General features: G+C 61.0%; 17 protein-coding genes and 2 pseudogenes. 14 read left to right on the top strand and 5 right to left on the bottom strand.

The window, feature by feature from the left end; genetic code table 11:
• The first annotated feature begins 51 nt into the window (after positions 1-51).
• Positions 52-891, top strand: coding sequence for a TetR/AcrR family transcriptional regulator (locus D8W71_RS20910; RefSeq protein ID WP_121116209.1), 840 nt, complete (start codon positions 52-54; stop codon positions 889-891).
• 68 nt (positions 892-959) lie between these two features.
• Here the strand turns inward: D8W71_RS20910 and D8W71_RS20905 are convergent, their stop codons facing one another.
• From D8W71_RS20905 to D8W71_RS20895, 3 genes are read right to left on the bottom strand one after another with little or no spacing between them, the layout of a single operon-like run.
• The gene (locus D8W71_RS20905; protein ID WP_121116207.1) at positions 960-1,865 is read right to left on the bottom strand and encodes a VOC family protein; all 906 of its coding nucleotides are present in this window, start codon (positions 1,863-1,865) and stop codon (positions 960-962) included.
• A gap of 24 nt (positions 1,866-1,889) precedes the next feature.
• Positions 1,890-2,306 carry a MaoC/PaaZ C-terminal domain-containing protein gene (locus D8W71_RS20900; protein ID WP_121116205.1) on the bottom strand — a complete coding sequence of 139 codons (417 nt, stop codon included), beginning with the start codon at positions 2,304-2,306 and terminating at the stop codon, positions 1,890-1,892.
• Positions 2,307-2,320: 14 nt separating this feature from the next.
• Positions 2,321-2,818 carry an FAS1-like dehydratase domain-containing protein gene (locus tag D8W71_RS20895; protein WP_236077534.1) on the bottom strand — a complete coding sequence of 166 codons (498 nt, stop codon included), beginning with the start codon at positions 2,816-2,818 and terminating at the stop codon, positions 2,321-2,323.
• Between the two features lie 283 nt (positions 2,819-3,101).
• Here D8W71_RS20895 and D8W71_RS20890 point away from each other — a divergent pair.
• The 10 genes and pseudogenes from D8W71_RS20890 (at position 3,102) to D8W71_RS20845 (ending at position 13,087) form a co-directional block, all read left to right on the top strand.
• Positions 3,102-3,885, top strand: a pseudogene (locus tag D8W71_RS20890) (NAD(P)-dependent oxidoreductase).
• A gap of 121 nt (positions 3,886-4,006) precedes the next feature.
• Positions 4,007-5,230: a CaiB/BaiF CoA transferase family protein gene (locus D8W71_RS20885; RefSeq protein ID WP_236077533.1), complete on the top strand. Its 1,224-nt coding sequence runs from the start codon at positions 4,007-4,009 to the stop codon at positions 5,228-5,230.
• Between the two features lie 21 nt (positions 5,231-5,251).
• Complete coding sequence (locus tag D8W71_RS20880) at positions 5,252-6,049, top strand: NAD(P)-dependent oxidoreductase (protein ID WP_121116201.1); 798 nt, start codon at positions 5,252-5,254, stop codon at positions 6,047-6,049.
• Positions 6,050-6,107: 58 nt separating this feature from the next.
• The gene (locus D8W71_RS20875) at positions 6,108-7,598 is read left to right on the top strand and encodes an aldehyde dehydrogenase family protein (RefSeq protein WP_121119681.1); all 1,491 of its coding nucleotides are present in this window, start codon (positions 6,108-6,110) and stop codon (positions 7,596-7,598) included.
• A gap of 1 nt (position 7,599) precedes the next feature.
• Positions 7,600-8,460 carry a mycofactocin-coupled SDR family oxidoreductase gene (locus D8W71_RS20870; RefSeq protein ID WP_121116199.1) on the top strand — a complete coding sequence of 287 codons (861 nt, stop codon included), beginning with the start codon at positions 7,600-7,602 and terminating at the stop codon, positions 8,458-8,460.
• A 35-nt stretch (positions 8,461-8,495) separates the two neighbouring features.
• Positions 8,496-8,687, top strand: a complete 192-nt coding sequence (locus tag D8W71_RS20865; protein ID WP_121116197.1) for a ferredoxin — start codon at positions 8,496-8,498, stop codon at positions 8,685-8,687.
• Between the two features lie 104 nt (positions 8,688-8,791).
• Positions 8,792-10,147 carry a cytochrome P450 gene (locus tag D8W71_RS20860; protein ID WP_121116195.1) on the top strand — a complete coding sequence of 452 codons (1,356 nt, stop codon included), beginning with the start codon at positions 8,792-8,794 and terminating at the stop codon, positions 10,145-10,147.
• 59 nt (positions 10,148-10,206) lie between these two features.
• A complete protein-coding gene (locus tag D8W71_RS20855; RefSeq protein ID WP_121116193.1) occupies positions 10,207-10,497 on the top strand; it encodes a hypothetical protein in 291 nt (96 codons plus the stop codon).
• Positions 10,498-10,555: 58 nt separating this feature from the next.
• Positions 10,556-12,232, top strand: a complete 1,677-nt coding sequence (locus tag D8W71_RS20850; protein WP_121116191.1) for an FAD-dependent oxidoreductase — start codon at positions 10,556-10,558, stop codon at positions 12,230-12,232.
• 42 nt (positions 12,233-12,274) lie between these two features.
• Positions 12,275-13,087 carry a mycofactocin-coupled SDR family oxidoreductase gene (locus D8W71_RS20845; protein WP_121116189.1) on the top strand — a complete coding sequence of 271 codons (813 nt, stop codon included), beginning with the start codon at positions 12,275-12,277 and terminating at the stop codon, positions 13,085-13,087.
• A gap of 22 nt (positions 13,088-13,109) precedes the next feature.
• Here D8W71_RS20845 and D8W71_RS20840 read toward each other — a convergent pair whose 3' ends face one another.
• Both D8W71_RS20840 and D8W71_RS20835 read right to left on the bottom strand, forming a co-directional pair.
• Positions 13,110-14,078 carry an enoyl-CoA hydratase/isomerase family protein gene (locus tag D8W71_RS20840; RefSeq protein ID WP_121116187.1) on the bottom strand — a complete coding sequence of 323 codons (969 nt, stop codon included), beginning with the start codon at positions 14,076-14,078 and terminating at the stop codon, positions 13,110-13,112.
• 123 nt (positions 14,079-14,201) lie between these two features.
• A complete protein-coding gene (locus D8W71_RS20835) occupies positions 14,202-15,470 on the bottom strand; it encodes an amidohydrolase family protein (RefSeq protein ID WP_121116185.1) in 1,269 nt (422 codons plus the stop codon).
• Positions 15,471-15,531: 61 nt separating this feature from the next.
• Here D8W71_RS20835 and D8W71_RS20830 point away from each other — a divergent pair, with 61 nt between their 5' ends.
• The 3 genes and pseudogenes from D8W71_RS20830 to D8W71_RS20820 all read left to right on the top strand — a co-directional run bounded on the left by D8W71_RS20830 (position 15,532) and on the right by D8W71_RS20820 (position 18,732).
• Positions 15,532-16,362: an AraC family transcriptional regulator gene (locus D8W71_RS20830; protein ID WP_121116183.1), complete on the top strand. Its 831-nt coding sequence runs from the start codon at positions 15,532-15,534 to the stop codon at positions 16,360-16,362.
• Positions 16,363-16,492: 130 nt separating this feature from the next.
• Positions 16,493-18,231: pseudogene (locus D8W71_RS20825) on the top strand (FAD-dependent oxidoreductase).
• Positions 18,232-18,318: 87 nt separating this feature from the next.
• Positions 18,319-18,732 carry a hypothetical protein gene (locus D8W71_RS20820; protein ID WP_153275406.1) on the top strand — a complete coding sequence of 138 codons (414 nt, stop codon included), beginning with the start codon at positions 18,319-18,321 and terminating at the stop codon, positions 18,730-18,732.
• The last annotated feature ends 107 nt before the right edge of the window (positions 18,733-18,839 follow it).

Genomic DNA, 18,839 nt, shown 5'->3' with positions numbered 1-18,839 from the left:
GTACGGGGCGAACGAGATGTTTACGCGCCGCACGAGAGGGAAGGAAGACGCATGGCTAGAAACGTGGTGACCGGACCCGCGCCGAAGACGAACACGGCGTCTGCAAAGGTCGGGGTCTCGAAGAAGACTGCGGGGTCGAAACGGACCGCGGGGGCGAAGAATCCTACGGGTTCGACCAGAGCCGCAGGCTCGACGAAGTCCGCGGCCTCCGCGAACGGCGACGCCTCGACTCCCACGAAGCAGAGTCCGCGCGAGGCCCGGCGTCAACAGCGCATCGAGCTTTCTCGTGAGCAGATTCTGGATACCGCGGAGGAACTGTTCGCAGAACGCGGATATCACGAGACGGGTCTCAAGGACGTAGCAGCGAAGTGCGAATTCTCGGTGGGATCCATCTATACGTTCTTCGACAGCAAAGACGTTCTGTACGAGCAGGTTCTGATGCGGAGATGCATCGACACGGAGACGTTGCACCGGATGCTGCCGGATACGATGCCTGCCGACGAACGACTCGTCGAGCTGGCCAGAACTTGGATCCAGCATGCGGTCGAGTACCCCGCCTGGGGCGCGCTCACTGCTGAAATCACGCGCCTCTCCCGTTCTCCGGGCGCGGTGTTCCCCGAGGCCTGGTACCACCAGACGCAAGAGCGGCAACGCTTCCTGGTCGATCTGATCAAGAAGGGGCAGACCGACGGCATCCTGCGCCATGGTTCTCCCACCAGTCTCGCGCGACTGTTTCATGCGGTAGTGACGTCGTTCATCGTGGTATCGACCATGGTGAGAATGAATGGCACCGGTGAACCCGACGACGCAGAAGAATTTCTCGGATTCGTGCAGGACACCTTCTCCACCCGTCCTACGACGAATCCGTTCCACGAAGATTTGGACGACTGAGTTTTTGCCCTGAACAGTCGAGCCCGTCCTGCAGTTGCTCGAATGCAGGACGGGCTCACTCGTTGTACTCAGTCTGCGAAGGTGTCGCCCTCGATGCGCTTGGTGGTCCACCGGAACGGCACGCCGTGGGTCGTCTCCGGGTCGCTCAGAATCGTATCGTCGTTGCGCGACGAGGTCTCGATGCCCTTCGTCGCCAGGTACGCCTCGGCCTTGTCCAGATCCGCGACGCGGAAGCTGGCCGCATGATGCATTTCGCCGTTCTTGCTCATGTCACGACCGGCGATGGAATCCGAGTCGGTGGGCAAGGACAGCTGCACGACTGCTTCTCCGACGCGAACGTAGACGTCTTCGGTTCCGGTCAGCGTCGACGACGACCTCTCGAGCACCGTCCCACCGAGAACATTGGCGAAGATGCGGGTCGCGCGATCGAGGTCCTTGGTGATGACGGTGGTGGATGCAAGCCCATGCAGCCCGAGCGGGTGATTGTCGACCCACCACAGCGGGTCGTAGTCGGGCTGCAATCGTGGATCCTTGTTTCGTAGTTCCCGGGGCGGATCGATCTCGAGTTGGGTGATCGTGTCCTTGGGGTGAGTCATCAGCGTCGCGTTGGCTGCGGGTGGCTCGTCGGTGGACGAGCCGGCCGTCCCCAGCACACGAATGTTGTTGTCCACCAGGTTTCGCCAGATCGGGCCGTTGTCCTCGCAGTACCAAGCGATGGAGTGCCAGTGATTGCCGAACTTGTTGTAGAACCGCCCGAGCGGGTACTTCTCCCACCCGTCCTCTCTGAAGGCGGGGGCTAGCGGTTCGATCACCACGTCCGCAAGCGCAATCAGCGACGCATCCCGCTTCTCCCAGTCGAGGTAATGATGATCCAGCCAACCGCGTCGCACGGCGAACACGTCGTCGTACCAGGCTTCCAGTGAAGGCAGGTCTCCGGTCATGTGGATCAGGTGAAAGATCTTTCCCAGCGTCACGATGACGCTCCCTTCGTTCGAGAACTAGCGAGACAGAGACACTGTCGCCGTTCCAGGAGTGAGTTTGGTTCCGTCCGCGTCTTCGATCCAGATGTCGAGGTCGACGCTCTGTCCCGTGTCGCTGTCACGCACGGCGGTCACGACACCGCGGGCAACGAGGTGCATTCCCTTGAGGTTGGGGCGCCGAAATTGGCACTGCAGCTTTTCTATTCGGCCGCGGTCGTCGATCCAGTCGTCGAGCAGGCAGTGCATGTACGACCACAGCAAGTTGCCCATACCGAATGCAGAGTCGAATCCCGCCGCGCGGCCCGCTTCGTCGTCCATGTGGATATCGACGAATTCGTAGTTCACGGCCGCGAAGCGGTTCCAGTTCCCGAATCCGGTGGTTCGTTCGAAGGGCGGCAGTTCGTATCCGACGCTGACGGGTGAAGTTGAAGTCATGGTTGCCTCGTGGCTCAGTATCGGATGATGGTCATCTTGGTGCGGCGAACTTCGTCGCCGTCCTGGTTGGTCCAGATGGTTTCCGTCGTCGTGAAGAGCATGAGGCCGAGCTTGCCTTCGCGTTCGGTCAAAGCGGAGATATTCGACGACGAGTGGACGACGTCTCCTGCGCGGATCGGGACGCCGTACTCGACTTCGATGCCACCGTTGACCTGTCGCGTCAGTCCGGCGCCCTCGACGCCGAGCTTCTTGAAGTTCTTGTCCGGGTCGTAGATGCCCGGTTGTGGGTCGGGACCTGCGGTTGTCATCCACGCGAACGGGTTGAAATCCGGCGGCGCTGTGAGGGTGTGTCCATCGGACGTGTCCCAATAACGCGCCGGAGGCGGCTCGGGGTAATGCACCGCCATGGCCCATCGCCTGATGTCGGACTCGGCCACCGGAAAGCTCGTCGACGACGCGAATTCGGTCCCGATCACCGACCGCATCGCCTCGGTGATATGTCCTGTTGCCACTGTTCTCCTCGGTTTGATGTTCGGCTCGCTCTCTTACGCAGCTCTGTGCGGGCATGCGAGTCTCGGATCAGTCTTATCACAGAAAACCGCCCGCACTCAGGAAAGTGAACGTAAGTTCATTATATGACGCGTGTAGCGGCAAGCGGTTCGACCGAAATCAACACAACCGATGGAGAATCTCTTGAGCAGTTCCACAACACCCACGTCCATCGACGCACCTGGGGTGGGCGATTCGGGCTCGCCACGGGTCGGGTTCATCGGGCTGGGTAGCCAAGGCGGCCCCATGGCCGCGCGAATCGCGGAATCACCGTACGCACTTACATTGTGGGCGCGTCGCGCCGAGAGCATGCAGGCGTATGTCGGCACGTCGGTGCACATTGCCGACACCCCGGCTGATCTCGGACGCTCGAGCGATCTCGTGTGCGTATGCGTCGTCGACGACGCCGGTGTCCAGGCAGTCGTGCTCGGTGACGACGGTGTGCTGGCGGGGATGGCGCCTGGGGGAGCGATCGCGATACACAGCACCGTGCGTCCCGAAACGTGCACCCGAATCGCTGACGCAGCGAGCAAGGTCGGTGTGGACGTGATCGACGCCCCGGTCAGCGGCGGGGTCGGCCGCAGCAGACGGTTCACTATTGGTGATGGTCGGCGGCGACGACAAGACAGTGGAGCGATTTCGGCCGGTCTTTGCGACCTTCGCTGATCCTGTGGTGCATCTGGGTCCGCTGGGCGCCGGTCAGGTGGCAAAGCTGTTGAACAACACGATGTTCACGGCCAATCTGGCCACCGCGGCCGGCTTGCTCGATGTCGGGAGTGCGCTCGGCGTCGACCCGGCGCAACTGAGTCAAGTGCTGGCGCGCGGTAGCGGTGCCAGCTTTGCGATGCATGTACTCGGCTACAAAGGCGGCGACCTGGAACAGATGTCGAATACTGCTGGACCCCTGCTGCACAAGGACGTCACGATCCTTGCCGAGGTGCTCGGGGAGCACCCTGCTTCGCGTGGCCCCGTCTGGGACGCCGCGGATGCAGCACTGCATGTACTGCGGCATCCGCGCGGCACGATGTGAGAAGTCTGTGAACTTATGTTCAATTTTTTGATTTTCTTGTGCACTGGATTGAAAAGCTCTAGCCTTTGGTGACGCACATCTCAGTTCGATGAGTGTGCGACCCAAGCTACGAGGAGTCGAAATGCCAGCGAGGCCAATGAGCGGTGTACGAGTCGTGGAGGTCGCTCAGTTCACGTATGTCCCGGTGTCCGGAGCGGTCCTTGCAGACTGGGGCGCCGACGTGATCAAGGTCGAGCACGCTGTCAGCGGCGACGCTCAGCGCGGCTTGCGTAATCTCGGCGGCTCCGAATCCATGGGTGGATTTGCACCGCTGATGGAGCATCCCAACCGCAGCAAGCGTGGCATTGGCCTCTCGCTCGAAAAGCCGGAAGCGTTGGACGTGCTGTACGACATCGTCCGCAACAGCGACGTTTTCGTCACGAACTTCCTGCCGGACGCGCGTACCCGACTCAAGATCGACGTCGAACACATCCGCGCGATCAACCCGAACATAATCTACGTTCGCGGAAGCGCGCTCGGGGTGCGAGGACCCGAAGCGGGCAAGGGTGGGTACGACTCGCCGTCGTTCTGGTGCCGTGGCGGCAGTGCCTTCGGTGCCACACCGCCGAGCATGAATGCCGCCTTGAATCAGCCGGGTCCGGCATGGGGCGACACGATCGGCGGGATGAACATCGCAGGCGGAATCGCCGCCGCACTGTTCGCGCGGGAGAAGACGGGCGAGCCGTCGATCGTGGATGTGTCTCTGCTTGCCAGCGGTGCCTGGGCCAACGCGCTGGCCGTCGATGTCGCACTCAACGGTGGTCCGATCATGGGCGGCACAGAACCGAGGACCGCTTCCCCGGGGAACCCGCTGACCGGCATGTACGCCACCGCAGACGGCCGCTTCATCAATCTGTGCATGTTGCAACCCGGTCGCTACTGGGCCGACTTCTGCGATCACATCGACCGGCGAGACCTCGTCAAGGACCCCCAGTACGCGACCGCCGAGCAGTTGATGCGCAACTGGGAACCGGCTGCGCAGATCATCGCAGACGCGCTCGGTCGCGAGACCCTCGCTTTTTGGATCGAGAAGTTCGAGACTCTCGAAGGCCAATGGGGCGCGGTTCAGAACGCCTTGGAGGTCGGCAACGACGTACAACTCCGCGCCAACGGGTACATCGCAACCGTTGTCGACAACGACGGGGTCGAGCGTGAATTACTGACCTCCCCAGTACAATTCGACGAGACACCCGCCGCTCCCGGACGCGCGCCGCAATTCGCCGAACACACCGACGAAATCTTGAAGGAGATCGGTGCAGACGAGGGACGAATCATCGACCTCAAAATTGCCGGCGCTGTCACCTAGTTCGTCGAACGGGAGCGAAAGATGATCATCGGTTTCGTCGGAGCGGGACGCATGGGCGCGCCCATGGTCGCGCGCCTGACCAGCAGTGGACAGACAGTGAGAGTGCTCGCTCGCTCCGACGAAGCGGCTGGCGCTGCTCCAGTTGGGGCAGAGTCGGTCCGGACACTGCCCGAGACGGCCGCGGGAGCGGATGCGGTCGTCGTTTGTGTGCACACCGACGAGCAGGTTCTGCAGGTTTGTCTCGAGGATGGCCTGCTGGACGCCATGGGCAGTGGGTCGGTACTGATCGTGCACACAACCGGTAGTCCGTACACAGTGCGTGACATCGAGGCCGCCGCCGCTTGGCGAGGAGTCGCAGTGGTCGATGCGCCGGTGAGTGGCGGTCCACACGACATTGCACGCGGCGAGATCACCACTTTCGTCGGCGGCAGCGACGATGCGGTCGTCAAGGCGCGTAGCGTCCTCACGCACTATTCCAACCCGGTTCTGGCTGTGGGGGCCCTCGGCAGCGGCCAGCTCACCAAGCTGGTGAACAACGCAGTCTTCGCCTCGAACGTTGCAATCCTCGGTGCCGCTGGTCGAATCGGTAGACAGCTCGGCCTACACGAACCGACTCTGGTGCAGTGTCTGCAACGTGGCAGTGCCCGCAGTGCGGCGCTGGACGGCGTTGCTCGGGCGGGATCGGCTGCGGCGTTCGCGCACTCCGTCGGAGAGTTTCTCGGAAAGGACATCGCCGTGGTCCGAGAGGTCGCGGCCGATCTGGAAATAGATCTCGGAGTACTGGATTCGATACTGGAGGAGGATGCGCCGGCGCGGTGACGTGCACTCGTTTCGATTCGACCAGAACTTTCGACCACATCGACATCAGGGAAGTGCAATGACGAATCCAGAACATCTGATGCTCATCGACGGGGTATTGACGGCTGCATCCGACGGCGGGGTGTTCGACAACATCAACCCCGCCGACGAATCGGTCATCGGTACCGCCCCGGATGCCACGGCCAGCGACGTCGAGCGCGCAATTCTTGCCGCTCGCCGCGCTTTCGACAGCACCACATGGTCCACCGACCACGAATTCCGACGGCAGTGTTTGATCCAGCTGCAAGCAGGTTTACAGAAGAACGTCGACATCCTGCGGCCGATGATCGTCGCCGAGGCCGGCGCACCGTTGTCGAGCACGTATCGAGTACAGCTCGACGGTTGCATCGAGTTCATCAGTCATTACATCGACTTGCTCGAGACGTACGAGTTCGAGCGTCCGCTGCCGGACAAGGTAGGCGAGGCCCTACCGACCACCCGATTCGTTCGCCGTGAGGCAGCGGGCGTCGTTGCCGCGATCACGCCGTGGAATGTGCCGCTCTATCTCAATATCTGCAAAACAGCGGCTGCTCTGGCAGCCGGTTGCACCGTGGTGCTCAAGCCGGCGCCCGAGACTCCTTACAGCGCCTTGATTCTCGGTGAGATTGCTTCCGCGCACACCGATATTCCGGCCGGTGTCTTCAATGTCGTCACACCCAGTCAGAGCGAAGTTGCAGCGCTGCTGACCACGCATCCTGCCGTGGACGCTGTGACTTTCACCGGTTCGACGGTCACAGGTCGCCGCGTGATGGCCTCGGCCGCGGATACGCTCAAGCGAGTCACGCTCGAACTGGGTGGTAAGTCGCCCGCAATACTTCTCGACGACGCAGACTTCCAGACAGTCATCCCGCAGTTGGCCGGCGGTGTGTGCTTCCATGCAGGGCAGGGTTGCACTTCGCTGACTCGGATGTTGGTGCCGCGTTCACGGTTCGACGAGGCCGTTGCAATTTCCAAGGCAGTCATGGAGCGCGTGCCGTGGGGCGATCCCAACGATCCGAAGAACATCATGGGCCCGGTGGCCAACAAGCGGCAGTACGAGTCGGTGTTGCGGTACTACGAGATCGCTCGAGAGTCCGGCAAGGTTGTGTTCGGCGGTAACAAGTCGGATCGATTCGACAAGGGCTACTGGGTGGAACCGACGCTGGTAGCGGGTATCGACGAAGACTCCCCCGTAGCTCAGGAGGAGGTCTTCGGTCCACTTCTGACCATCCTTGCCTACGAGGACGAGGACGATGCAGTCCGAATTGCGGACAACACCATCTACGGTTTGTCCGCTGGTGTGTTCAGCGCAGACCTCGATCGTGCTCTCGCCGTGTCGAATCGTCTTCGCAGCGGCACCGTCGCTGTGAACGGTGCTCAATGGTTCGACTCGAACTCGCCGTTCGGCGGATACAAGCAGAGCGGAATCGGACGTGAATGGGGCACCGAGGGCCTCGAAGATTTCCTCGAACTCAAAACAATCGCTTACCCGAAGCGTGCAGAATCGGACCGACCGAAAGTAGGGAACTGAAATGGGAAGAGTCGCTGGCAAAGTCGCCTTCGTCACCGGTGCAGCGAGGGGTCAAGGGCGTAGTCACGCATTGCGGTTGGCGGAAGAAGGCGCCGACATCATTGCCGTAGATCTGTGCCGCGACATCGAGAGCAACTCGTACCCGCTCGCGCGGCCGGAGGATCTCGACGAGACAGTACGTTTGATCGAGAAGCTCGATCGCCGAGTGGTGTCCGTGCAGGCGGATGTACGTGAGAAGCGGCAGCTGCACGACGCCGTCGAGGCAGGTGTGTCCGAGCTCGGTGGACTCGACATCGTCGTCGCTCAGGCCGGTATCGCACCGATGAAGGCCGAGGACAAACTTCAGGCCTGGATAGACGTCATCGACATCAACCTCATCGGCGTGCTCAATGCGGTGCACGTTTCGCTGCCGCATCTCAAAGACGGCGCATCGATCATCGCTACCGGGTCTGCGGCGGCGTTCATGCCCAACGACGTTGTGGCACAGCCAGGCAAAGACCCAGGAGGGTCCGGATACATCGTCGCCAAGAACGGCCTGTCTGCCTACATGCACGAACTGGCGCGGGCATTGTCGCCGCGATCGATCCGTGCCAACGTGGTTCATCCCACGAACTGCAATACCGGTATGCTCCAGAGCCCCGCCATGTACAAGTCGTTCCGTCCTGATCTGGAGAACCCCACCGCGGAAGATGCGGTGCTGGCATTCCCGGCGCAGCAGGCGATGCCCGTGCCCTGGGTCGACCCGATCGACATCAGCCACGCCGTTCTCTACCTGGCGTCCGACGAATCGCGGTACGTGACCGGTATGCAGTTGCGAGTCGACGCGGGTTCGTACCTCAAGTCGCACTCTTTCCATCACTGAAACAAGAGCCGGCGCCGAAACAGGAGGAGTCAGAGATGAAGGTACGTGTAGAGCCTGAATTGTGTCAGGGGCACACCATATGTTCGATGGTCGCACCGGACGTGTTCACGCTCGACGACGAAGACGGTCATGCTTCGGCGATCGACGGTGAAGTGCCGGCGTCGCAGGAGTCGAAGGTCGAGGAAGCAATTCGATCTTGCCCGGAGCGAGCGATCGTTCTTCAGTAGTCGCCAGTTCACCAGTTGTCGACGCGGGTTGTTGTCGGGCGGATCGCCCGACAACAACCCCGCGCACACCACGATCGCGAACCCGTTCGCCAGCGGAGAGACACATGACAATAGAGCACACCGAACCCCAGAACACCGCCCACAAGGAATGCCCGATCCAGTTCGATCGGCATGCACCCGAGTACCGGGAAAACTTCGAAACCATCACCGACGAGTTGCACGAGAAGTGCCCGATCGCGTTCGCGGAAAACTACGGCGGGCACTGGGTTGCCAGCGACATGCCCGAATTGTTCGACATCGCCCGCCGTTCGGATGTGCTGTCCAACGAGAACGACTACGAGGGCACCAAACGTGGGTACAAGGGGATCAGCATTCCGCACCGGGAGGGTATGAAGTCGCGGGGCGGCTTCTTGGAGATGGACCCACCGGAGCAGACCGACTACCGCAAAGCTCTCAATCCGTACCTTTCACCCGCTGCGATCGCACGTTGGCTTCCGATCATCGACGAGGTGACTCGCGCGTGCATCGACGACTGCATCGAATCCGGGTCGATCGACTTCATCGACGATCTGGCCAACATCGTGCCCGCTGTCGCGACAATGGGACTCCTCGGGCTCCCGCTGTCCGAATGGGTAGTTCACTGCGAGCCGGTTCACGCCTCCGTCTACACCCCGCCGACATCGCCGGAGATCGCCGACGTCATCAAAAACCTCATGATCTCGCAGGCTCGCATCGCCGAGGGCATCAACGAAATTCGTGAGAGTCCGAGACCTGGACTCATCAACGCACTGTTGACGGCCGATATCAACGGTGCCCGGGCGTCTTTCGACGACGTGCGCATGACCGTGAGCCTATTGATCGGCGGCGGATTCGATACCACTACCGCGCTCACATCACATGCACTGGAATGGCTGTCGGAGAATCCGTCCGAGCGAACCCGTCTGTCCGAAAACCTCGACACCATGCTGGATTCCGCAACGGAAGAGTTCCTCCGTTACTACACGCCTGCGACCGGGGATGGACGAACCATCAGCCAGGACGTGGAGATCGCGGGTGCCTCGTTCAAAGAGGGCGATCGACTGTGGTTGTCCTGGGCGATGGCGAACAGGAACGCAGAGATCTTTCCGAACCCACACGAGATCGATCTCGAACGAAGCGGCAACCGACACGCGAGTTTCGGGCTGGGGATCCATCGGTGCATCGGGTCGAACGTCGCTCGAAACCTGTTCAAGCGCATGTTGACCCAAGTGCTCGAGCGTATGCCCGATTACACCTGCGACCCCGAAGGCACCGTCCACTACAAGACCGTCGGCGTCATCAACGGAATGCAGCATTTGCCGGCGACGTTCACTCCGGGAACCCGACGTGGACCTGGTCTCGAAGAAACCATCGCCACATTGCAGGCCACAATCGACAAGGAACGGCTTGCAGAGCCCGTGACCAAGAGCAAGGCGCGCTGAACCAGCGCAGTACGTACCGCACAGCACTGCGTGCGAGACACGAGTAGAGAGTACGAAGAATGATGAGCGCAGTGTCCAACCACACGATGACCGAGGTCGACCGAGACCTGATGATCGACTTCGCCCGAAGATGGCTTCACTACGGTGGCGGGTCTGCGAGCGACATCTTTGTTCAGTTCGGTGTTTCGGACACGATATTCTTCGAGCGTTTGGCAGACGTGGTCGAGCACACCGACCGACTCTCGGAACCGGCGCGCAGGGAGCTCATCGCTCTCTGTGCGCGGCGACTCGATCGCAAGAAGGCATCTACCGGTCGCGCAAAGTCGAGGCGTCGGAAACTGCGACAGTAAAGCTCCGAAACGCCCCCGTGTGGTCTGTCCGATGTGCCCGACGACGAACTGAGTTTCGATGACTTACGTAATACTTCAACCGTGCTGCAACGATGCGTCCTGCGTCGCAGTGTGCCCGGTGAACTGTATCCACCCGACCCCCGACGAACCCGAGTTCATGCGCGCGGAGATGCTGCACATCGATCCGGCGACATGCATCGACTGTGGGGCTTGCGTCGACGAATGCCCGGTCGACGCAATAGTTCCCGAAGACGAACTCGACGACGACGATTCTCGCTACCTCGCGCTCAACGCCGGATACTTCGATGTGCATCCTGTCGACGACATGCCGATGGTCCAGAACAAGTCGTGGAGAAAGGGCAAGTTCTCGGACCTGACTGTCGCAGTGGTCGGTTCTGGACCTGCAGCGTTCTACTCGGCTTTGGACCTGCATGCCGCCGGTGCAGCTCGGATCGCGATGTTCGACAAGCTACTTACCCCATATGGTCTCGCCAGATTCGGCGTCGCACCGGATCATCAATCGACGAAAGCTGTCACGGGTCTGTTCAGATCCCTTGGGATGAAGAAGAATTTCACGCTGCACCTCGGGGTCACGATCGGGGAACACGTGACGCATGCCGAGCTCCTCCAACATCACGACGCAGTCATCTACGCGGTAGGCGCCTCGTCCGACAGACGACTCGGAGTCGATGGCGAGGATCTGCCGGGTAGCCATGCTGCGACAGAGTTCGTAGCCTGGTACAACGGGCACCCCGACTACGCGAACGCCCAATTCGATCTATCCGGTGAACGCGCGGTGGTCGTCGGCAACGGAAATGTCGCTCTCGACGTGGCGCGAATCCTGTTGAGTGACCCTGAGAAACTTGCAAAGACGGATATCGCCGACCACGCGTTGGAAGCACTGCGACGGAGTTCGATCCGGGAGGTTGTGGTCGTAGGTCGTCGCGGTGCAGCTCAGGCGGCGTACACCAATCCTGAGATGTTGTCACTGTTGGACGTACCCGATTTGGACGTCTTCGTCGAGGAGAGCGAGGTAGCACCGGACGGGGTGACCACTGCGATGCTCGAGGCGGAAGACACCGAATCCGCTGTTCGTACCAAGGTCGCACTTGCGCGGGAAGTCGCGGAACGCGCTCCCTCCGGAGCCTCGAAGCGACTGGTTCTGAGGTATTTGTTGTCTCCGAAAGCGATCCGAGGTGACGGTCGGGTGGAGTCGGTCGAGTTCGTCCGCAATCGGCTGCAGTTCGATACCGACCGACGAATAGTAGCGATTCCTACCGAGGAAACGGTTGCGCTGGACGCCGGTCTCGTGCTCCGCTCGGTGGGATACAAAGGCCGCCCGGTCCGTGATCTTCCGTTCGACGAAGGCCGAGGAGTGATTCCGAATGTCGACGGCAGGGTGATCGACCCGGACACCGGTGAACCGATTGCAGGTGTATATGTCACCGGCTGGATCAAGCGAGGGCCCTCCGGGGTCATCGGTACGAACAAGAAGTGCGCGGTCGACACCGTCGACGCTCTGCTGCAGGACCATCTCGAAGGAATTCTCACTCCCGCCGGCCTTCCTGCCGAGTCCTTGATTTCGATCATCGAGGATCGGGCGCCTGACGCCCTGGACTACGAGGGGTGGTCGCGCATCGACAAGGCCGAGCGGTCGGCAGGCAAAGAACGATCGCGTCCACGGGTCAAGTTCGTCGACGTCGAGTCGATGCTGGCCGTTGCTCGACGATCCTGAACGAATACTCATACCGAAATAGCAAGAGAGAGTTGGTCACACATGGGTCGGTTGGAGAACAAAGTCGCTTACATCACGGGCGTCGCACGTGGTCAAGGTCGCGCGCACGCGGTGCGTATGGCCCGCGAAGGCGCAGACATTGTCGGGATCGATATCGCCGGGGACATGCCCGGCGTACCTTACGATTCGGCAACCACGGACGATTTGGCCGAGACGAAGGCTCTTGTCGAGGCGGAAGGGCGCACAGCCCATCTACGTCAGGGTGACGTTCGAGACCTGGATGGTTTGAAGGCGCTGGCAGCACAGGCCGTCGATCAATTCGGCGGCCTGGACATCGTGGTCGCGAACGCAGGCATCTGCATCCCGGCGACCTGGGACGAGTCCACACCGAAGATGTTCCAGGACACCATGGACATCAACGTCACCGGTGTGTGGAACACCGTCATGGCAACTGCACCGCATCTCGTCAGTCGAGGAGGCGGTTCGATCGTCCTCATCAGTTCTTCGGCAGGCAAGAAGATGCAGCCGTTCATGGTGCATTACACCGCGAGCAAGCACGCCGTCACGGGAATGACGCGTGCGTTCGCAGCAGAGCTCGGTAAGCACAGCATTCGCGTCAACAGTGTCCACCCGGGCGCAGTCATGTCACCCATGGGATCGGGTTCCATGCGAGAACGTATCGCCCAGACCGCCGAGTCGTATCCGCGTCTGGCGCCGATGAACTCGTCGATGCTGCAGCAGTGGGCCGCAGAGTGCGACGAAATTGCCAACGTCGTGGCATTCCTGGCCTCCGACGAGTCGAAGTTCATGACTGCCGAACACGTCACCATCGACGGAGGAGCTCAGTACTTCTAGTCGGTATTTCTAGTCAGTATCTCTAGTCGATGTCGTCCACGAGCCCCCACTGCAATGCAGTGGGGGCGTCGACGCGTGCGCCGGAGATCACGAGATAGGCGGTACGCCACCGGCCGATTCGACGGGTGACGCTCACGGTTCCGCCGGCCCCTGGAATCAGACCGAGGTCGAGTTCGGGTAGCCCGAACATGCTCTCCCGGTCGGCGACGACGAAAGGGCAGAACGCTGCCATCTCGAGGCCGCTTCCGAGTACAGCACCGTGAACCTGCGCAGTAAGACCCCGACCGAGACGACTGGCGAGTGCCGCGAGAGATGCTGCCGGACTGTACGCGAGGCGGGACAAGTGTGACGACACGGGATCGGCGGAGAGTCCGAATTCGCGGAGATCACCGCCGCTGCAGAACGAAGGGCCGTTTCCACCGAGGCACACCCGTTCGATCGACGTATCTGCAACAGCAACTGCGAGGCCCTCCAGTAGGCCCGCACGGAGCAGATCACTGAATGCGTTGTGGCGTTCGGGGCTGTCGAACGTGATCGACAGGCTGCTGCCGGCGCGGCCGAGGACAACTCCTCGTTCTGCTGTGTGTTTGCGCCGAGCGCCCTGGCGTCCGAGCCACTGAGCGAATTCAGGGCCCGCTTGCAACATCGAATACGCCAGCGACTCGGACACGAGTCCGGATCGGACGTCGAGATGGGCACTGTACGAACGCAGTACGTCCTGGAGTACTCGAGTTGTCAGGGGTCGTGCGGAAACCCGCTTCGTACACAACTTCGATGCGGAAGCCACCGACGGCACATGGACGAACCTCGGATCGTCGGTGAGCTGCTCGGTGAGTGTGAACAACGATTCGTCGGCCCACCGGTCGGCTGCTTCTGTTTCGGCTGTGCCTGATGCACTTACACCTATGGTCGGACCGGGCCGACGGTCGGAACCGGGGGCGGCGAGATCCTCGCGATCGAGATGTACGAGAGCCGGTGGCGGATACGTCATGGTTCCCTACCTCAGGACGGAATTTACTCGCTCGTTCGTATGTATTCTGCATGCGACCGGTGACACCCGAGTAGAACAAAACCCCAGCGTGACTGCTGTCCGCTGGGGTCCTGTCGGCAGTTGTCAGGCGTTGCCTGTCACCAGATTCTTCTGTTCGTACAGCTTCGCCCACTCGGCGCGGGGTCTGATCGAAACGTCTACGTCGGTTGCGGTTGCGCGCAGTGCACCAACGGTGGCGTCTTCGCGCTTGGTCTTCGAGAACGGGTCCCAGTCGAAGAAATTGCACGAGTTCTGCCATGTGATCTTGTTGATGTCCGTGTCGTCCGCACCGGCGCCAGAGAGCTCTTTGTACACATTCTCGGCGGCATCGGGGAAGAAGCAATCGGAATGGGGGTAGTCGCACTCCCACGCGATGTTGTCGATGCCGATCTCGTGACGCAGCTTGAGTGCGGTGGGATCGGTGACGTAGCAGGCCAGAGAATGCTCTTTGAATACTTCACTGGGCAGCTTGCCGCCGAAGTCGCGACGCAGCCAGCGCTGGTTCGTGTAGTGACGGTCGCAGCGGTCGAGGTAGAAGGGGATCCAGCCGATGCCGCCCTCGGAGAACGCGAACTTCAAGTTGGGGTACTGGCGCATGGCGGGTCCCCACAGCAGATCCTGTGCGGCGATTGCCGAGATCTGAGTCGCCAGCACGATCAAATTGTCGATGGGAGCATCCTTGGCCATTGAAATGGCCCCGAATCCGGAACCGATGTGCAGACACATGACGACGTTCTCGTCCGACAGGGTCTGAAAAACGGGTCCCCAGTAGTCGATGTCGTGGTAGCTGGGAAGGCCTTCGAGGTGCGGTATTTCGGGCATGGTGACGGCTCTACAGCCCTTTTTGGCAACACGCTTGATCTCCGCGATCATTGCCTCAACGTTCCACGTGGGCATCAGTGCGAGTGGGAGAAAGCGATCGGGGTAAGCGCCGCACCATTCGTCGATGTGCCAGTCGTTGTAGGCCCGCACCATCACCACCGTGACCTCTGCTTGGTGCTGGTTGAGATGACGCGCGGAAAATCCGGTGAATGTGGGGAAACACATCGACCCGATGATCCCGTTGCGGCTCATATCGCGCACACGCTCGTGAATGTCGTAGACGCCCGGGCGCATTTCGGCGAAACGCGCAGGGTCGCGGCCCCATTCTTCCGCCGGCCACGAAACGACGGCGTTAAGGCCACTGACGCCGGTGGGCTTGCCCTGGTAAACCCATTGGTCGACACCCTTGTCGGTGACGATGACCTTGGGTGCCTCGTCGACGTATTTGGCCGGCACGTGGCGTGCGAACATGTCGGGCGGCTCGACGACGTGGTCGTCGATGCTGACGAGAATCATGTCTTCCATCTTCATTGGAACCCCTTGCAGTGGTGTCGCTCACAAACGTTCTATACAAGTAGTACGCTGCGGAGTCATGACCGTCTCTACACATTCGGCCACACCTCATGCGGAATCGGCCAAGTTCAAACCTCTCCGCAAAAGCGCCGTTGTCAGAGCCGGTAGCTACTTGTACGAGGGCGACCGACTGGTGACGGGTTGGCACCGCCACGATGTGCATCAAATCGAATATGCCGTCGGCGGTGTCGTGGATGTGGAAACCGCGGATACCCATTTCTTGTTGCCGCCGCAGCAGGCCGTGTGGATACCAGCGGGACTTCATCACCAGGCCACCATGAACTCCAACGTGCGGTCCATCGCCATCATGTTCGATCCCGAACTGGTGCCGTACAACGGCACTTCTGCTGCAGTGCTCGACGTCTCGCCCTTGATACGCGAGATGATCGTGTACGCGAAACGCTGGCCTATCGACAGGCTGAGAACGGACGATGCTTCCGAACGGTTCTTTCAGACCCTCGGCGATCTCGTACTCGAGGCGGTTCAGTCGGGTGAGCCCCTTTTCACCCTGCCCACGTCGGATCATCCCGTGGTCTCTGCGGCGATGACGTGCACTCGTAACAATTTGCACACCGTCAGCGCCGTCGACGTCAGTCGCGCGGTCGCTGTTTCCGAGCGAACCCTGCGGCGGTTGTTTCTGGAGGAGACGGGTTTCCCGTGGCGCACGTATCTTCTTCACGCGCGCATGCTTCGTGCAATGGCACTTCTTGCCACGCCCGAGCAGTCGGTGCAAGAGACCGCACGTGCCGTGGGTTTTCAGAACGTCAGCTCGTTCGCGCGAGCGTTCGCCGACTTCACCGGCCATTCGCCGTCGGCCTATCGAAAGCGCAGTGCAGCACACAGCTTTTGAGCGCGCGATCGCGCCCTCCATCGTTCCGCGATACAAGCGCCGAATCCCCGTGATTTATCCCTTTCGCAGACTTGTGGGTCTAGAGTCGTGTGAACGCGACCCAAATTTTTGCTCACAGGAGTGTTCATTCATGACGACTGCAGAAGCTACGTTCGACCTCGTGATCGTGGGCAGTGGCGGCGGGGTATGACCGCTGCGCTGGCCGCTGCCGATGCGGGACTACGTCCACTGATCATCGAAAAGCAACAATTCGTCGGCGGTTCCACCGCCATGTCGGGCGGTGTTATCTGGATGCCGAACAACCCGCTGATGCGGGAGCAGAACGTGCCCGACTCCGAGCGTGCCGGAATGGACTACTTCCAAGCGGTTGTGGGTGAACCGGATGACGGTTCCTCGCTGGCGCGAAGGTCGGCGTTTCTGCGTCATGGCTCCGATATGATCGACTTCCTTCGTTCGGAAGGCGTCCAACTCATACGCTGCGAGGGTTATTCGGACTACTACGACAACGTCAAAGGTGGCTCGAGCCGTGGCCGGTCGGTCGAGGCTGCACCGTGGGACGGAAAGCATCTCGGTGAATGGAACGCGCGCATCCACCCGGGAATAGCACGTGCTTTCAGGCTGGCCGTCAAAACCAATGAGATCCGCAAGATTTCGACCTTTCAGCGGTCTGCGACATCTTTCGCCGCCACTGCGCGGGTGTTTCTTCGCACCAAAGTGTCGCGGTTGGCAGGAAAGGACCTCCTGACCAACGGGATGTCGCTGATCGGACAAATGACCAAGGCGGCGCTCGACTCCGGCATTCCGATCTGGACCGAAGTCGGCGTCGAGGAACTGGTCGTCGAGGACGGTGCGGTCGTGGGCGTCGTGGTTTCGCGAGGCGGCAACCGAGAAACGATCCGGGCCCGGCACGGTGTCCTCCTGTCTGCCGGTGGTTTCGAGCGAAATCCCGAGATGCGACGTAAGTACACCGAGCACACTCAGCCCAACGAGGGTCAGTGGACGTCGGCCACCGCGGGCAACACAGGCGAGGTACTGGCCGCCGCGATTGCGCTGGGTGCCAAGACGGATTACATGGACGAGGCTGTGTGGCAGCCCTCCCCGCGCAGGGAGTTCGGCATGTCCGCGCTATCGCAGGCGCGCCAGTGGGCGCACACCATCCTGGTGAACCAGCGTGGGATGCGTTTCTGCAACGAGTCCAATTCGTATGTCGAAGTCGGGCGCGCGATGTACGCGAACGATGCCGCGCCGGCGTGGTTGGTCTTCGACGACCAATACCGTCGAAACGTGGTGTGGAGTTCCGGCTTGCCGGTCATCAAGGAGTGGAGAACAGCGCTGCCGGGCAAGATGCCCGAGAAATGGATCAGTGAGGGGTGGATGAGACGCGCGTCCACGATCGAAGATCTCGCACGGCAAATCGGGCTCGACCCCGAGGCGCTGGCCGAAACGGTTCGCGAATTCAACATGGACGCCGAACGGGGTCGCGATCCGAAGTTCGGTCGCGGTGAATCTCAGTACAACAAGGTGCTGGGAGACCCACGCAACAAACCGAACCCCGCAGTCGGGCCGGTCGCGACGGGACCGTTCTACGCTACCGAAATCTATCCCGGTGATGTCGGTACCGCGGGCGGGGTCGTCACGGACGAATACGCACGGGTCCTCGATCAGGCGAACAATCCAATTCCCGGTTTGTACGCGGCGGGCAATATGACAGCCACAGTCATGGGTCGCAACTATCTCGGTGCAGGCGCGAGTATCGCCAACACCATGGTGTTCGGCTACATTGCAGCCCTTCATGCTGCCGGCAAGTCCGTCGACCCCGCGGCGGCTCATGTCCTCGATGTGGAGCAGACGCTCAGCGAACGGGGCTGACACGCAGTGTTGTCACCGGTCGATCGACCAGAAACTTCAACTACGCCGACTGCAGTGATCAGAGTGCATTTCGATCGAAACGGTGTGATGCCCGATGAGACATACCAGCGTGGATTGGACCGATTGATCGAGCAAGGGTTCGAACTGATCGGGACGCATCGAGGTCGCAACTCGGAGGGCTGCCGCGAGATCGAAGTCATCGCCGAGATAGACAGTCCGAACACCACGCGAGACATCGAGTCGAAATGCTCGGAAGCGTTCGGTGTCGCTGCCGATTTGGGTGTCGTCACCTACATCAGTCGCGGTACCGATACTGACGCGCACAGTGTTCTGACGCGTTTCGGCGTGAACGGCAACGTGCATCGCGAAGTCGACGAACACGACGAAGAGTTGGTCACGGTCACGATCTCCCGGGAGTCCGAACGGCGGGTTCCGGAGAGCAGGCTGCACACCGCGCTCGAAGCTGCCCTCAATTGCGAAGTTCGCATCGTCAGGGTGTAGCCCCCCGGGTTGTACAGCTACTGTGACCTGGGTTACTTTGAGAGCAAAGATTAGGTCTCTTGGCTCCGTGCCGAGATCCGGCTGCCCCGCGCAGCGACTAGAAGAGA

Origin of the sequence: Rhodococcus sp. P1Y (assembly GCF_003641205.1) — a bacterium.
Lineage (GTDB): Bacteria > Actinomycetota > Actinomycetes > Mycobacteriales > Mycobacteriaceae > Rhodococcoides.
Note: the sequence above shows the minus strand (reverse complement) of the source record. Positions and strands in the feature narration are given on the sequence as shown.

Excerpts from the sequence above, each read along its gene's own strand:
- D8W71_RS20910 (WP_121116209.1), top strand. The coding sequence starts at position 52 with ATGGCTAGAAACGTGGTGACCGGACCCGCGCCGAAGACGAACACGGCG.
- D8W71_RS20900 (WP_121116205.1), bottom strand. The coding sequence starts at position 2,306 with ATGACTTCAACTTCACCCGTCAGCGTCGGATACGAACTGCCGCCCTTC.
- D8W71_RS20885 (WP_236077533.1), top strand. The coding sequence starts at position 4,007 with ATGCCAGCGAGGCCAATGAGCGGTGTACGAGTCGTGGAGGTCGCTCAG.
- D8W71_RS20880 (WP_121116201.1), top strand. The coding sequence starts at position 5,252 with ATGATCATCGGTTTCGTCGGAGCGGGACGCATGGGCGCGCCCATGGTC.
- D8W71_RS20875 (WP_121119681.1), top strand. The coding sequence starts at position 6,108 with ATGACGAATCCAGAACATCTGATGCTCATCGACGGGGTATTGACGGCT.
- D8W71_RS20870 (WP_121116199.1), top strand. The coding sequence starts at position 7,600 with ATGGGAAGAGTCGCTGGCAAAGTCGCCTTCGTCACCGGTGCAGCGAGG.
- D8W71_RS20865 (WP_121116197.1), top strand. The coding sequence starts at position 8,496 with ATGAAGGTACGTGTAGAGCCTGAATTGTGTCAGGGGCACACCATATGT.
- D8W71_RS20860 (WP_121116195.1), top strand. The coding sequence starts at position 8,792 with ATGACAATAGAGCACACCGAACCCCAGAACACCGCCCACAAGGAATGC.
- D8W71_RS20855 (WP_121116193.1), top strand. The coding sequence starts at position 10,207 with ATGATGAGCGCAGTGTCCAACCACACGATGACCGAGGTCGACCGAGAC.
- D8W71_RS20850 (WP_121116191.1), top strand. The coding sequence starts at position 10,556 with ATGACTTACGTAATACTTCAACCGTGCTGCAACGATGCGTCCTGCGTC.
- D8W71_RS20845 (WP_121116189.1), top strand. The coding sequence starts at position 12,275 with ATGGGTCGGTTGGAGAACAAAGTCGCTTACATCACGGGCGTCGCACGT.
- D8W71_RS20840 (WP_121116187.1), bottom strand. The coding sequence starts at position 14,078 with ATGACGTATCCGCCACCGGCTCTCGTACATCTCGATCGCGAGGATCTC.
- D8W71_RS20835 (WP_121116185.1), bottom strand. The coding sequence starts at position 15,470 with ATGAAGATGGAAGACATGATTCTCGTCAGCATCGACGACCACGTCGTC.
- D8W71_RS20830 (WP_121116183.1), top strand. The coding sequence starts at position 15,532 with ATGACCGTCTCTACACATTCGGCCACACCTCATGCGGAATCGGCCAAG.
- D8W71_RS20820 (WP_153275406.1), top strand. The coding sequence starts at position 18,319 with ATGCCCGATGAGACATACCAGCGTGGATTGGACCGATTGATCGAGCAA.